A 13923-nucleotide genomic window follows, 5' to 3' on the forward strand; every position below is an offset into this window, starting at 1 on the left:
AGAACTATATAAAATATTCAATTGCTTTCAAAGCGGATACTGCCAATACGCTGCTTCCTATTATCAGCGCACTTTCGTCTGCATCAAATCTTGGATTATGCCATTGATATACACAGTCTTTTTCTTTATTTCCTACTCCTAACCAATAGAAGCATCCTTTAGTTTTTTCCGTATATATTGAGAAGTCCTCACCGCCCATAGAAGGTATTAGATCAAACAGCTCCATCCTCCCCACAGATAGTTACAACAGCTTCTTTTCCAATTCCGTACATATCCTTCATGTTAACACCGCTGGCAAATCAAAAATATATTCCAAAATTGTATCAACCGCCGCCATCAATCCTCCTAATTTTAATCCTATTTTACCTGCTGGAATATCTGGATGATTGTGAAGTCCAAATATTGCATCTACTTTAGGATTATCCATAATTCCTTTTTCTACTAATATCAATGAGTCTGTTTTCATACTTTTTCTATTCAGCTTCAAAATACTCCGGATATTTAAGTGGGAATTGAGCTCCTAATTCAGCAACTTTTTCTTTAATTAAATCTAATGCTTTATTGTCATTTATATTTTCAGCTACTTCATTAATTAATTCTCCTATAATCTCCATTTCTTTTTCCTTCATACCTTTTGTTGCCATTGCAGTTGCACCTATTCTCACACCGCTTGTTACCATAGCCTTTTCTGGATCAAAAGGAATCATGTTCTTATTAACCGATATTCCTACATAGTCAAGTGCTTTTTCTAATTCTACTCCAGTTAACTTTTTAGGACTAAGATCTACCAATAGTAAATGATTATCTGTTCCACCTGTTACCAGTCTAAAACCTCTTTTTTGCAATACTTCTCCAAGTTTTTGCGCATTTTTTACTACTTGCTTCATCAATTCTCTAAACTCTTCAGTAGACGCTCTTTTAAAAGTGAATGCTTTGGCCGCCATTATGTGAAGGTGCATTGATCCCTGTGCACCTGGAAATGTAGCTTTATCAAGCTGTTTTGCATATTCCTCTTTACAAAGTACAAATCCGCCTCTTGCTCCTGCTAAAGTTTTAGTTGTTGTGGATGTTACAAAATCAGCATAAGGTACTGGACTTGGATGTACTCCTGCTGCAACAAGACCTGCTACATGCGCTATATCTACCATAAAATATGCATTAACAGATTTCGCTATCTTTGATATTCTTTCATAATCTATAAATCTTGGATAAGCACTTGCCCCTGCTACAATCAGTTTAGGTTTATGTTCATTTGCCAATCTTTCCATTTCTTCATAATCTATAAGCTCAGTTTCTTTATTTAAACCATATGAAATAAAATTATAAGTCTTACCAGAAAAGTTTACCTTACTACCGTGTGTTAGATGCCCTCCCTGGTCCAGTCTCATTCCCATTACAGTATCTCCAGGTTTAAGTATTGCTACATAAACACTTTGGTTAGCATTTGATCCGCAATGCGGTTGTATATTAGCATGCTCTGCTTTAAATAAGGCTTTGGCTCTTTCTATGCCAAGAGTCTCCATTTTATCGATAAATTGGTGGCCTGCATGAAATCTATTTCCTGGAAACCCCTCCATGGTTTTGTTTGTCAATATGCTGCCCTGAAGCTCCAAAATCTCAATTGGTACATAGCTTTCTGAAGCTATCATTTCAATACCTATCTTCTGACGTCCATACTCTTCTTTTACTATTTCGTATAACTCCCTATCACTCTCTCTAACTGTCTTCAACATAATTTTTTCCTCCTACTTTTTGAATTTTAGCTTTTCAAATCCCTCATCATGTATAAATTATCTCATAACATTTAAGCCAATTATATTAATATAATTGACTTTTTATTGAACAAAATTGCAATTTGTTATTTAATTAATTGTAAAATATCCTATATTTTACAATTGACCATAAGGGAATCTTATTAGAATAATTTTTACTTTTCAATCAAACTATTTTTAAATATATTTGGTGTAACTCCTATATTCTTTTTGAAGACTTTATAAAAGTAGTTAAGATTGTTATATCCTACTTTATAAGCTATTTCTTTAATAGGTATATCTGTGCTTTTCAGCAGTTCTGCTGCTTTATTAATCCTAAGATTATTTACATAGGTAATGAAGCTTAGATCATAATATTTTTTAAACATTCTGGCAATATAACTTGGGCTTGTATGATACATTTCTGCACATTCCTTTAGCTCGATAGCCTCTTGATAATTATGATTTATATATTCCAGTATTTCATTAAAAATCTTATTATTTGAGTATCTATATCCTAAAATTCTTTCCATTGTCTTCAAAAATTGTTCAGGTTCAATTGGTTTTAATAATATATCTTTTGCTCCTAGTCTTAGAGAGGACTGAGCATATTCAAAGTAGCTATAGGCAGTAATAACGATAAAATCAATTGAATTACTTTGTAGTGATTTTGTTTTTTCTATAACTTTTAAACCATTTAAAATTGGCATTTCAATATCTAAAAAAACAATATCTGGTTTTAAATTTCTTATCATTTCTAAAGCCTCATCTCCCTTTAAAGCCTGTCCTATAACATTTATAGGTAAATCAAAGCGTTTAATTAAATATTTTATTAAATCAATGGACAAATATTCATCATCAGCAATAATTGCATGTCTCATTTTTATCCCTCCCCAAGGCAAGCATATCTTACGTTATATACTCTGGTAAAGTTATTCTTACATTAGTACCTTTATCTTTAGAACTTTCTATTTTAAAATCAAAATTTTCTCCGTAAAACAATCTCAACTTATAATAAACCATCATAAGTCCCCTTAATTCATATTTTTCATATTCACTAATTTTGCTTCTAAGTTTATCCAAATTTTCCTCATTTAACCCCATGCCATTATCATTTATATCAATTATTAGATAATCTTTATTCAATTTCACTATAATATTTATTTTCATATCTTTGTTTATATTCTTAAATCCATGGACAAAACAATTTTCCACTATTGGCTGCAAGCAATTAAATGGGACATTTTTATTATTTATATCAGTTGAAGCATCTATATTAATTTTTAGCCTCTCTCCGTATTTTAATTTTTGTAAATTTGTATAGTTCTTCAAAAATTCAATTTCACTTTTTAGTTGAACAAAATGATTTTGATTTGCGGCTGTATATCTTAGTGTCTTTGAAATATCTATAATAGATTGGTATGTTTTCATCGCATCTTCTTTCACAGCAAGACTTGCAATATTGTTTAATGTATTAAATAGAAAATGATTATTAATCTGTATATTCAATATTTTTTCTTTTGTTAATTTTAGTGACTCCTCAAGTGCAATTTCGTTTTTTATAATATCTCGAATAATTTCTTCTTTTTTGCTTAACTCGATCTTCACATTTTTAAAAACATAATAATTTTCTATAGCTTTACTTAATTTTTTTAGCTGCTGTAATACTGCATTTAATGTTCCCTTCGGAACAATATGAATTTCTTTATTTGAATTATCATAATTATTGGAATTAGATGAGACTGTTTGAATATGTCCTCCTTTTATCATTCCAATAGGCTTATTATTTAGTGTAATAAAAGTAGTAAATACTGTTAACCCATGAGGACATATAACTGCTGATAATGCTTTATATTGAGGTGGTGCATATTCACCTTTATTACTATACATAGGACAAATCCCATCATTTTTATCGATTAAACAATTATCTTTACAGAATTCAGGATAGTCTCTGCCTTTAATAATTATCTTCCCCCCTAAATCAAAGATAGCAACTGGCATTTTCAAGGGGTTGACAAGTGCTTCATATATATAACTTATTTCATCATCAATTTTAACTGTATCATTGAACACTTTGCTGCTATTGAATATTTCTAACTCTTCTTTTTGCATAAACATATTCTGTTCATATTGTACGGGAATTGATATCAGTAAGTGTTTAATTGCTTCATCTCCTGTATTTATTGTTTCATGAATGATACCCGCTTCCATGTGATAAATCTGCCCTGCCTTTATATTGCTTATAATATCCCCAATAAGTTGATCACCTTCTCCTGATAATACATACATAACTTGCTCATCACCATAATGTATATGCCTATTTTGACGTTTATTCGGTAAAATAGTCACGATTCCTATACTCATATTATTTACAGGATTATTAGAGTCCGGTTCATAAATCCACTCTATATAGCCCCATTCGAAAGATTGTATATTTCCTTTCATAATGCATATTCCCCTCTACTATAACAAAATACCAAGCTCTATAGAAGCTTGGTATTTCAACCTATATCATTGTAATCTTATTAAAATCTAATATTCTATTTCTACTCATATTTATAATTGTTTATTATTGTGCAATAAATCTATTATATAAACACATTTTATCAAACTTATACAGAATATTCAATATAATTGAATTGCTACTTATGAATTTAAACTTTCATAGTGAAACTTATGGAGGACTTTCAAAACACGAAGGTTAAGAAATATCTTTTGTTTTAGAAGAAAAAACTTAAATAATGTAATTCTTTCTTCATTCCTGTTAAGAAATGTTTAATTTTAGTAGAAATATAATCTTTTATAGTGTATATTTAATATATATGCTAAATTTTGCATAAATTTTTGTTATGAGGATATCAGTGTTATGAAAAAAATTAAATTATTAGTTATGTCTTGTATTTTAGGGACAAGTTTATTATTTTCTACCAATGTATTTGCATTTCAGATTACTGATAATCAATTAGTACCTGCTAATAAAAAGTGGATAATCGATTTTACAGACATCATTGGTTATGATTATTTAACTAAACAAGCAGTTGTGGTTACTGATAGTAAAGGCATTAAGACAAATATAAGTCTTCAATTAGGAAATGATAACAAAAGTATAATAGTTTACCCACCATCTTCAGGATATACTACAGGTGAAAGTTATACTTTAGCGATAGGAACGCAAGCCCATTCATCTAAAGGAACCACAATGAGGCAAACTAGGTCCTTACATTTTAGTATTCAGACAATAGTTAAGATTCAAATAACTTCAACTAATTTAACAATTACTGATGCTGGAACTACTGGACAAGCAACCTATAGAGTATTAGATCAAAATGGTAATGATATTACAAGCTCGATTATTGCCAACAACTTAACATTTCAAAGTGGGGTTGGTACTGCAAAAGGAAGTAATGGAGTGCTTACAATAACATCACCTTATGTAAATCTTACTACATTAAAAAATATTCAGGTAACTATACTTAATTCAAGTAATGGAGTTTCTGCAAGTGGTATATTAACTGTAGAATAATTTAATCAATAAAAAAATGGTTGTCGCACTAAGAGGGAACATCCATAGATTTGATTTACAAAAATCTATGGATGCTCCCTCTTAACTCTACCAAATTTTTACTATTATTAATTGCTGTCCACCTTCCATTAGCAAATAATTTATAACCTGTCTAAATTCTTGTAGCTTTTCATATCTTCTAGCTATAATTGCTACATTTGCACCTATTTATTTATCATAACAGTTGTATATTTCTTCTTCTCTTTTCTTTTTCGCACCATTACTTATATAAGACCCTTCAACTACATTTTTATAACCTTTTTTCACAATTATGCTCTTTATGTAGTCTACATGTGGACATCTATCATAGTGGTAATTATCTGTCACCATACAAGATGATAAATGCACTACGATATCATCTTTATTTATATTATTCTTTTTATATACTTTTTTAGAGAAATGCTCTAATTTAGATGCAATTCCCTTTCCACAGCAACCACCACAAGTAAAAGAAATATATCTTGTAGTATCATCATAATCTTTAAAAACTTCATCCTTATTATAAAAAGCATTTGTACATGCAAATCCACTGCACCTTTTATGTGCGATATCGCACTGAATGATAACAACATATTTAGTATTCATACCTATCCCTCCCTTGTTTAAATTATACTCTCAATATGGTATCATCAAAAGTATCAGTTATAATTTACTTTATGGTATCAGTTAACGGAGGAACAAAAAATGCTTGAAATTATGCCTGAAGGAGGATTTTTCTCCGCTGCACTACGAAAAATCTTTAATTTAAAAGAAACTTCTGCTCTCTTGTTTCGCAGGAGCACTCTCTGCTTAAGCGACGTTTTGCATTAGCAAAACAAGCCTAAAAAAACAAATTAGTTTTCTGACGTAAGAAAGAAAACTTACCTTCACTGTCCTCTGTCTATTGTCCTCTAAAAATATATTTATATGCTCTAAATATCACCAATAACTCTCATAGTATAAGTTAAGTGTAGGCCGTGTTTGTCTACAATACATACCACCTACTGTCCAGAAAGCGCCCATAGATATAATGAAGCGACAGAACCATAAGGCGAATATCTTTTTCTATACCTATAAAACTTTTCTTTTGGAAGCTCTTTAAGATTGTATAAATTCATCATCCCTCTTCGAATAGCTAGATCCCCATAACTCACTACATCTGGACAACAAAGCGAAAAAATTAGCAGCATTTCAACAGTCCAAACACCCACTCCATTAAGTGCAGAAAGTTTTTTTGTTATCTCTTCATCGCTTAGGGTATGAAGTGTATTAAAATTCACCTCACCTGTTGTAGCTGCATTTGCAATTCCCTTTATATACCCGGCTTTTCTTAAAGTCATACCACAGCCTTGAATTTCAGATAAACTTATTTTATCAATACTTTCTGCTGTAATATCACCAAGCAGATCAACCAACCTGTTCCATACAGTTTCCGCGGCTTTTTTTGAAATCTGTTGACTAACTATACTTGAAATAAGAGCAGGAAAGGGTTCAGGAATAATTTCTCGTTTTATCATACCAATGTTATCAATAGCTGAAGCAAGTTTTTTATCTCTGCTTTTTAAGTATTCTATTTCCTCTTGTCCATATTCAAAAAACATCATATTATTTTTATATTCTCCACTTCAAGCAATCTCTTTTTTAACTCAATTCCTCCACGATATCCCGTAAGTGATCCATTTGCACCTATAACACGATGGCAGGGAATAAATATTGGAATTGGGTTACGATTATTTGCAAGTCCTACAGCCCTCGCAGCATTAGGATTACCCACCTTCACAGCTATTTCCTTGTAGCTTGCTGTTTTGCCATATGGTATTTTGCAAAGATTCTCCCAAACCTGTTTCATAAAGATTGTTCCGTGGGGATCAAGTGGAAGAGAAAACTCTTTAAGATTACCGCAAAAATACATTTCAAGCTGTTGTGCTGCTTCTTTTAATATAGGAGTTTCATATAGCTGAAGGTCTTGAGACAATTTATCATTTATAAAATACAGATTGGTTATTTTTCCTTCCTTTTCAGTTATGCCGATTTTTCCAATGTTATATTCATAAAAATATGTAGGCACTAAAAACCATCTCCTCTTCTATGTTTATTTGGTGTATATCCAGTATGCTCTTTAAAACATTTATAAAAGTTAGATAAGCTTTTAAACCCTGATTCATATGCAACCTCAATAATGCTCTTATCCCCTTCACTCAGTAATTTTTCCGCTTCATCTATTCTTATCTTGGCAATGTACTGTACAGGTGTAGTACCTGTATACTTTTTAAAAATTCTTATCAAATGATTTTTACTAATTCCAAGCTGTCCTGAAACATTGCTTAAATTAACTTGCTTATTATAATCTGCATCAAATATATCCTTAGCTCTTTTTATAAGTTCCAAATCAGGCTCAAAGACTATTTTTTCCGGACAACATCTTTTGCAGGAACGGAATCCTTTTTCTATCGATTCTGCTGCATTATCAAAAAAAATCACATTACCACGTAGAGGAGTCTTTGACTTACATGATGGTCTACAGAAAATTCCTGTCGTCTTTACTCCATAAAAAAATATACCATCATAATTTCTATCGCAGCTAACAACAGCTTGCCACTTCTTGTCATCAGAAACTTTTGTAATTTCTTTCATAAACTTTCTCCTTATTAGGCTCCTTCCTAAAACAAATTAGATTATCAAGTATATCTCCTAACTTCTTATTTTAAAAGATTAACGATTCTATTATAAATATATTTTACAGAAAATAAAACTATAAATCTTCCTATATTTCATCAATTAATTATATATTTGGCAATATCATTTTCTTAAAAACATTAATCCACGGAAATCTCCATCAGGTATGCCCGAACTCTTCCTGCATAGTTTTACAAACAATCCATGAATTTAATTTATTTAAAAGGTATATTAGAACATTTAAATAAATCACATTTATCCGATATAAGTGATATAAATGTAACTTCAATTTTACTTACCCACAGTATATCCGGTGTTATAACCTACTGGCTTGATGAAAGACTTACAAGTGATTTAAAAGATATGATTTTCTCTTTATGCACTTATCACCTTAGAGCTTTAAAGATTGATTTCACGGCTGAGGATGTTAATCAATATATAGATGAAGTTCTCACATCAGATTATGAAGAACTCCTTAAATAGAAGGTTTTTTCAGAAATAAATGCATAGTCTTTAGCTTAGCCTGGCGTACAATGGATGCAATTTTCCAGCATCAAATCACCTCAGTATTGTAACAATATTGTATTAATATTGTCACAATACTGGTAAATCTTCTATTTAGCCGCATTGCACGCTATATGAACTGCATCCCATACCCCTGCAAAAGGAGGTGCATAACATAGGTCTGTCATTCCTAAATCCATTGTGGTCATACTATTATGGATTGCTACAGCAAATATGTCTATTCTAAGCACTACTCCCTTTTCGCCTATAGACTGTGCACCTAAAATTTTATTTGTACCTTCTTCATATATAAGTTTAATCCAAATAGGTGTTGGATTAGGATAATAACCCGGATGATCAGCAGCCTTAATAAATACAGTTTTATAATTAATAGCCAAAGCTTTTACTTCACTTTCCGATAAGCCAGTTCTTGCTAATTCATAATCTAGAATTTTAATAGCCGTACTCCCCAAAGTTCCTACATATTTAATATGTTTACCTGTAATATTTTCTCCAGCTAGTCTTCCACATTTATTTGCATTAGTTCCTAATGGTATAAAGGAATTTTCTTCTTTTGCCTTATTATATACTTCTGCACAATCTCCTGCCGAATATATATCAGCAATATTTGTTCTCATTTCTCTATCAATTACAACTGCTCCATTTTGGGCTAATGTTATTCCTGAATCCTTTAAAAATTTTGTGGCTGGTCTTACACCCATAGCAAGTATAACTAAATTTGCCTCATAACTTCCTTTGTCAGTTTTTACTCCTATAACTTTTTCAATACCGATAATTTCTTCAACTTTTTCATTCAAATTAAGTTTAATTCCAGCCTGTATAATAATTTCCGATGCCTTTTCAGTTATTTCAGCATCAAAAGATTGTATTATTCTTGAGGCCATCTCCACAATTCTAACATCTTTACCTTTTTTCGATAATGTCTCTGCTAACTCTATTCCTATATATCCTCCACCAACGATTACTATATTTTTCACTTCTGGAGCTTCTACTGCTTTTTTTAATGCTATTCCATCATCTAGAGTTTTAAGTACGTAAACCCCTTTTAAATCCTTTCCTTTTAGAGGAGGTACTATTGGTACAGCACCCGTAGCAATCATAAGTTTATCATAGGAATCTGTAATTAATTTATCTTCTTGCAAATCCTTAACTAAAATTTCTTTTTTTTCTGGTATAACTTTAATAACTTCATGTTTAATGTTTATTTTCATTCCTTGCTTTTCAAATTCTTCTTTAGTTCTTGCTATCATTTTGGTGTAATCATCGTTCATACCAGATACATAGTAAGGAAGCCCACAGGCACCATAGGATAAACATGAACCTTTCTCATAAACTGTAATCTTAGCATTACTATCAGCTCTATTAATTTTAGAAGCAGCCGACATACCCGCAGCAACTCCACCAACAACAACAATCTTCATAAAACTCCTCCTATTTATAAATAATTTCAGACTTTATTTTATGCTTAAATACAAAATTAATTAGACTTCCATCAGAAGTAGATAATATTTTTTTAATCAGACGTGGGTATCTATATAAAAACTTCAGAGAATTGCCTTATTAAAACAAGAATACTATTATAAATAGATAATACCTGCCTTTCTTAATTTTCTTTGCAGAGAAAAAGAAAAAGCAGGTATTACTATACTATAAATAATTTTACTCTTATTTAAGATAACTGTAAAGAAAAAACTACTCTAATTAGTTATTTCACACAATATAGTTTGATTTAAAAAGTAATCTATCAGATTTATGTTTTTATTTTATAGATAACTGTTAAGATCTATTTGCTCTTTGAACGTATCCAAACCCACTCTATCTATGTAATCTCCAATCCTTTCTCTAGTACCTGCATTTTCATTATATACCTGAATAACTTTCTCTATTAACTCATATATCTTTTCTTCTGATACAGAAAGCGCTATTTTATCCGCTATTCTAGGCTTGGCCCCACCTTTTCCACCAACATAGAGCATCCAGCCCTTTCCACCTCCTATTAATCCTATATCCTTGAATGCACTATCTGCACAGCTATTAGGACAACCACTTACACCTATTTTAAATTTATTAGGTAATTTTTTTCCATGGTATAAGCTATCTAATTTTGATCCAACTGCTACTGAATCTTGAAGACCTCTTTTGCAAAAAGTAGTTCCTGGACATATTTTTACACTTCTTACACATAAACCTATTGCTGCACCTGGATCCATATCCAAGTCTTTCCAAACATTGTCCAAATCTTCTTCTTTTAATCCGACTATTGCAATTCTTTGAGCTCCGGTTACTTTAATAGCTGCTGCATTATACTTCTCAGCTACATCTGCAATAGTTCTTAAGATGTCTGGAGTCACAATACCAGCAGTTAAATGTGGTGCAATTCCATATGTTTCTTTGTCTCTTTGTAATATTGCTCCCTTTTCTAATAAATCAGTTTTCATAGTGCAACCTCCTAAATTTGTCAATTAAATATACATTATTAAATAATTACTCTTATTATATCATATTTTATATATTCATGAAAATATAAATATCAACAAAAATAAATTCTACACAGACTATTAAATTATTAGAATTATATCGTAATAAAAATCAGCTGTTGCATACTACTTTCGATCATACTTGACTAAATGCAGTATTCCCTTCTGCTCAATATAAACTACTAATTTTAGATATCATAATTTATTACTATTAGTTTTTGTAGCACCTCCTAGTTTTGATCATATAATAGTATTGGTGAGGTTTTTAACCACAGCAAATATAGAAGGAGAATTTAAATGTATAATAATCAATTTTTTCAATGCCCTTACTGTATACATCAAAATATCTGTCCATTTTTCAATTCACAGATAAGAAGATCTGACAACTATTATAACGATGGTTACCTTGATTACTATGATGAGTATTATGATCCCGATGACTTAGACTTGGATTCTAGGGCTCCACAGCAGGAAGTAAACAGAATTCTACGCTTGATTAATGAACAAGAACCTCGGCTTTTTAGAAATTTTACAAAATATGGAATATCGCGAAATCAGGTTGATATCTACTTTAGAACAGCTATTAATTATACCTTAAATAATGCCTCAAAATATACTGGAAACATAAATCGAAGAACTAATGCTATTTTTAATGATTTCAGAAGATTACATGATTCAATTTTCAACTCTCTTCGTCGTGCAGAAGTTCCTAACACTATAGTTGATAGCACTTTTAGAGCTGTGATAGAGTTTACTCTTAGAAACAGTAGTATCCCCGTTCCACCACCAGTTCCAGGTGCTAGATGGAGTAAATGGGAAGATCTTGGTGGAGTCTTAACTTCTGGCCCTTCTTCTTCTTCTTGGGCACCAAACAGACTTGATGTATTTTCAGCTGGAAATAATAGTAATTTATATCATAAGTGGTGGAACGGATCTCGCTGGAGTAACTGGGAAAACCTTGGAGGTATCCTAACTTCTGCTCCTGCCGCTGTTTCCTGGGGACCTAACAGAATTGATGTATTTGCTAGAGGCACCAATAATTCTATGTGGCATAAATATTGGAATGGATCTCAATGGAGCAACTGGGAAGATCTTGGAGGCGTTCTATCCTCTGCTCCTGCTGCTGCCTCTTGGGGATCTAATAGAATTGACACCTTTGTTCGAGGAACAGATAATGCTCTTTATCATAAATATTGGAACGGTTCTCGCTGGAGTGACTGGGAAAACCTTGGTGGAAACCTGACCTCCTCTCCAGCTGCTGTTTCTTGGGGATCTAACAGAATTGATGTATTTACTCGTGGTCAAGGTAATCGCCTATATCACAAGTGGTGGGACGGTAACCGCTGGAGTAATTGGGAAGATCTTGGTGGAAATTTAACCTCTGCTCCTGCTGTATCCTCTAGATCTTCTAACAGACTAGAAGTATTCGCTAGAAATCAAAACAATCAACTTATAACCAAATCCTGGAATGGATCCCGCTGGAGTAACTGGCAAAATCTTAATGGTATACTCACTTCAGATCCTGCCGCAGTATCCTGGGGACCTAACAGAACTGACGTATTTGCTAGAGGCACCAATAATGCTTTGTGGCACATTTGGAGAGATTAGCTTGATATAAAACGATAAATTTCGGAACTCTTCTGTTAAAGCAATAAGAATTAAAAACTAATTTCTAAACTTTGCAAAGATTCTTTGACTAATACCCATAAAACCTTAGGAAGACATTTGCTAACCTAAGGTTTTCTCAATTAAATTTAATCTATTTATTTTTCATTCTGTAGCCAGTATTAAAGTCTACTATATTTTTTAATGGCTCATGTTTCTTAAAATGTTCAAGATTTTCAATACTTATGCTAACAATTCTTCTCAAGGTTTCTGGAAGATGAAAAAATCCTGATATGTGAGGAGTAATAATGACTCCTGGTACATCCCATAATCTATGTTGAGATGGTAATGGTTCTGGTTCTGTTACATCAAGACCTGCTCCACTAATTATTCCATTTTCAAGCGCATCACACAAATCTTCAGTACATATACAATTTCCTCTTCCTACATTAATAATAATTGAACTTTTCTTCATTAAATTAAATTTATCCTTATTAAATAAATGGTAAGTCTCCTTTGTCCCTGGAAGCGATAAAGCCACTACATCCGCTTTAGGTAAAAGGTCATTCAAGTCTTCCATTGTATATAATTCATCAATATATTCTGGCTTTTGTCCTTTAGTTCTTTTTACACCTATTGTATAGCTTCCAAGTGCCTTCATCTTTCTAGCAAAGTCTCCTCCGATATCGCCTAGTCCCACAACTAATGTAGTACTTCCTTCTATGGAAGTAACATTTCCTTCATCCTTCCACATATGTTCCATCTGATTTCTATAATATAAATTCAGCTTTTTTTTAATTTCAAACACTAAACCTAACATATGTTCAGATATTGCAAGTCCATAGGCTCCAGTAGCATTCGTAAGATATGCTCCTTTAGGAATTACACCAGCTTCACAGTATCCATCTGTGCCTGCACTATTTAATTGCAGCCATTTAAGCTTTTTAGTTCCCTTTATGTATTGTGATGGAACATTACCAATAATTATATCAGCACTTTTTACAAGTTCCTCACTAATTTCTTCAACAGATATAAAAATATACTCTGCCTCCGGCATCTTTGACTTAAGTTTTTCTTTTTCCTCTTCATTTAATGGAATTACTACTAAAATTTTCATCTATTGCCACTTCCTTTTTATATATATTATACTATATGATTATTAATTTAATAAACTTTGTTAAATGCCCTTAGAAACTTAATCTCTATGCTTACACTAATATTTAACTTACTTTTCACACTAATACTTTTATAATAATATCATACCTCAGAAGTATTAATATTTTATGAACCAATACCTAGTATATGGATTAAATTAACAAAATAAAAACATTGACATAATTGCAAGAAA

The 13923-nt window shown here is 31.7% G+C and carries 15 protein-coding genes; 3 read left to right on the forward strand and 12 right to left on the reverse strand.

Annotation, left to right across the window (positions count from 1 at the left end; all coding sequences use genetic code 11):
* Nucleotides 1–4: 4 nt before the first annotated feature.
* The 5 genes from I6U48_RS02345 to I6U48_RS02365 all read right to left on the reverse strand — a co-directional run bounded on the left by I6U48_RS02345 (nt 5) and on the right by I6U48_RS02365 (nt 4196).
* Nucleotides 5–226: a M20/M25/M40 family metallo-hydrolase gene (locus I6U48_RS02345; RefSeq protein WP_218318794.1), complete on the reverse strand. Its 222-nt coding sequence runs from the start codon at nt 224–226 to the stop codon at nt 5–7.
* 51 nt (nt 227–277) lie between these two features.
* Nucleotides 278–466, reverse strand: a complete 189-nt coding sequence (locus I6U48_RS02350) for a hypothetical protein (RefSeq protein WP_218318795.1) — start codon at nt 464–466, stop codon at nt 278–280.
* A gap of 7 nt (nt 467–473) precedes the next feature.
* Nucleotides 474–1736 carry a serine hydroxymethyltransferase gene (glyA, locus tag I6U48_RS02355; RefSeq protein ID WP_376774513.1) on the reverse strand — a complete coding sequence of 421 codons (1263 nt, stop codon included), beginning with the start codon at nt 1734–1736 and terminating at the stop codon, nt 474–476.
* A gap of 191 nt (nt 1737–1927) precedes the next feature.
* The gene (locus I6U48_RS02360; RefSeq protein WP_218318797.1) at nt 1928–2632 is read right to left on the reverse strand and encodes a response regulator transcription factor; all 705 of its coding nucleotides are present in this window, start codon (nt 2630–2632) and stop codon (nt 1928–1930) included.
* 28 nt (nt 2633–2660) lie between these two features.
* Nucleotides 2661–4196, reverse strand: a complete 1536-nt coding sequence (locus tag I6U48_RS02365; protein ID WP_218318798.1) for a histidine kinase — start codon at nt 4194–4196, stop codon at nt 2661–2663.
* Between the two features lie 421 nt (nt 4197–4617).
* Between I6U48_RS02365 and I6U48_RS02370 the strand changes: the two genes are divergently transcribed.
* Nucleotides 4618–5274: a hypothetical protein gene (locus tag I6U48_RS02370; protein ID WP_218318799.1), complete on the forward strand. Its 657-nt coding sequence runs from the start codon at nt 4618–4620 to the stop codon at nt 5272–5274.
* 207 nt (nt 5275–5481) lie between these two features.
* Here I6U48_RS02370 and I6U48_RS02375 read toward each other — a convergent pair whose 3' ends face one another.
* The 4 genes from I6U48_RS02375 to I6U48_RS02390 all read right to left on the reverse strand — a co-directional run bounded on the left by I6U48_RS02375 (nt 5482) and on the right by I6U48_RS02390 (nt 7926).
* On the reverse strand, nt 5482–5898 hold the full coding sequence (locus I6U48_RS02375) for a CGGC domain-containing protein (RefSeq protein ID WP_218318800.1): 417 nt from the start codon (nt 5896–5898) through the stop codon (nt 5482–5484).
* A gap of 395 nt (nt 5899–6293) precedes the next feature.
* Nucleotides 6294–6896 (reverse strand): DNA-3-methyladenine glycosylase family protein, encoded by a 603-nt coding sequence (locus I6U48_RS02380; protein WP_218318801.1) that lies wholly within the window; start codon nt 6894–6896, stop codon nt 6294–6296.
* Complete coding sequence (locus I6U48_RS02385; RefSeq protein WP_218318802.1) at nt 6893–7360, reverse strand: methylated-DNA--[protein]-cysteine S-methyltransferase; 468 nt, start codon at nt 7358–7360, stop codon at nt 6893–6895. Before I6U48_RS02385 ends, I6U48_RS02380 begins: the two co-directional genes overlap by 4 nt.
* A complete protein-coding gene (locus I6U48_RS02390) occupies nt 7360–7926 on the reverse strand; it encodes a bifunctional transcriptional activator/DNA repair enzyme AdaA (protein WP_218318803.1) in 567 nt (188 codons plus the stop codon). The genes I6U48_RS02385 and I6U48_RS02390 overlap by 1 nt, the downstream gene beginning before the upstream one ends.
* 246 nt (nt 7927–8172) lie before the next feature.
* On the opposite strand from I6U48_RS02390, the gene I6U48_RS02395 reads away from it, so the two are divergent.
* Nucleotides 8173–8451, forward strand: a complete 279-nt coding sequence (locus I6U48_RS02395; protein WP_218318804.1) for a hypothetical protein — start codon at nt 8173–8175, stop codon at nt 8449–8451.
* A gap of 131 nt (nt 8452–8582) precedes the next feature.
* Here the strand turns inward: I6U48_RS02395 and I6U48_RS02400 are convergent, their stop codons facing one another.
* Nucleotides 8583–9914, reverse strand: coding sequence for a CoA-disulfide reductase (locus tag I6U48_RS02400; protein ID WP_218318805.1), 1332 nt, complete (start codon nt 9912–9914; stop codon nt 8583–8585).
* Nucleotides 9915–10256: 342 nt separating this feature from the next.
* On the reverse strand, nt 10257–10931 hold the full coding sequence (locus I6U48_RS02405) for a ferredoxin-like domain-containing protein (RefSeq protein WP_218318806.1): 675 nt from the start codon (nt 10929–10931) through the stop codon (nt 10257–10259).
* A 783-nt stretch (nt 10932–11714) separates the two neighbouring features.
* On the opposite strand from I6U48_RS02405, the gene I6U48_RS02410 reads away from it, so the two are divergent.
* On the forward strand, nt 11715–12578 hold the full coding sequence (locus tag I6U48_RS02410) for a PLL family lectin (RefSeq protein WP_512699244.1): 864 nt from the start codon (nt 11715–11717) through the stop codon (nt 12576–12578).
* Nucleotides 12579–12729: 151 nt separating this feature from the next.
* Here the strand turns inward: I6U48_RS02410 and I6U48_RS02415 are convergent, their stop codons facing one another.
* Nucleotides 12730–13692 (reverse strand): D-2-hydroxyacid dehydrogenase, encoded by a 963-nt coding sequence (locus tag I6U48_RS02415; protein WP_218318808.1) that lies wholly within the window; start codon nt 13690–13692, stop codon nt 12730–12732.
* Nucleotides 13693–13923: the final 231 nt, after the last annotated feature.

The organism is Clostridium thailandense, from assembly GCF_019207025.1.
In the GTDB taxonomy this organism is placed as follows: Bacteria; Bacillota; Clostridia; order Clostridiales; family Clostridiaceae; genus Clostridium_AM; species Clostridium_AM thailandense.

Excerpts from the sequence above, each read along its gene's own strand:
- I6U48_RS02345 (WP_218318794.1), bottom strand. The coding sequence starts at position 226 with ATGGAGCTGTTTGATCTAATACCTTCTATGGGCGGTGAGGACTTCTCA.
- I6U48_RS02350 (WP_218318795.1), bottom strand. The coding sequence starts at position 466 with ATGAAAACAGACTCATTGATATTAGTAGAAAAAGGAATTATGGATAAT.
- I6U48_RS02360 (WP_218318797.1), bottom strand. The coding sequence starts at position 2,632 with ATGAGACATGCAATTATTGCTGATGATGAATATTTGTCCATTGATTTA.
- I6U48_RS02365 (WP_218318798.1), bottom strand. The coding sequence starts at position 4,196 with ATGAAAGGAAATATACAATCTTTCGAATGGGGCTATATAGAGTGGATT.
- I6U48_RS02370 (WP_218318799.1), top strand. The coding sequence starts at position 4,618 with ATGAAAAAAATTAAATTATTAGTTATGTCTTGTATTTTAGGGACAAGT.
- I6U48_RS02375 (WP_218318800.1), bottom strand. The coding sequence starts at position 5,898 with ATGAATACTAAATATGTTGTTATCATTCAGTGCGATATCGCACATAAA.
- I6U48_RS02380 (WP_218318801.1), bottom strand. The coding sequence starts at position 6,896 with ATGATGTTTTTTGAATATGGACAAGAGGAAATAGAATACTTAAAAAGC.
- I6U48_RS02390 (WP_218318803.1), bottom strand. The coding sequence starts at position 7,926 with ATGAAAGAAATTACAAAAGTTTCTGATGACAAGAAGTGGCAAGCTGTT.
- I6U48_RS02395 (WP_218318804.1), top strand. The coding sequence starts at position 8,173 with ATGAATTTAATTTATTTAAAAGGTATATTAGAACATTTAAATAAATCA.
- I6U48_RS02400 (WP_218318805.1), bottom strand. The coding sequence starts at position 9,914 with ATGAAGATTGTTGTTGTTGGTGGAGTTGCTGCGGGTATGTCGGCTGCT.
- I6U48_RS02405 (WP_218318806.1), bottom strand. The coding sequence starts at position 10,931 with ATGAAAACTGATTTATTAGAAAAGGGAGCAATATTACAAAGAGACAAA.
- I6U48_RS02415 (WP_218318808.1), bottom strand. The coding sequence starts at position 13,692 with ATGAAAATTTTAGTAGTAATTCCATTAAATGAAGAGGAAAAAGAAAAA.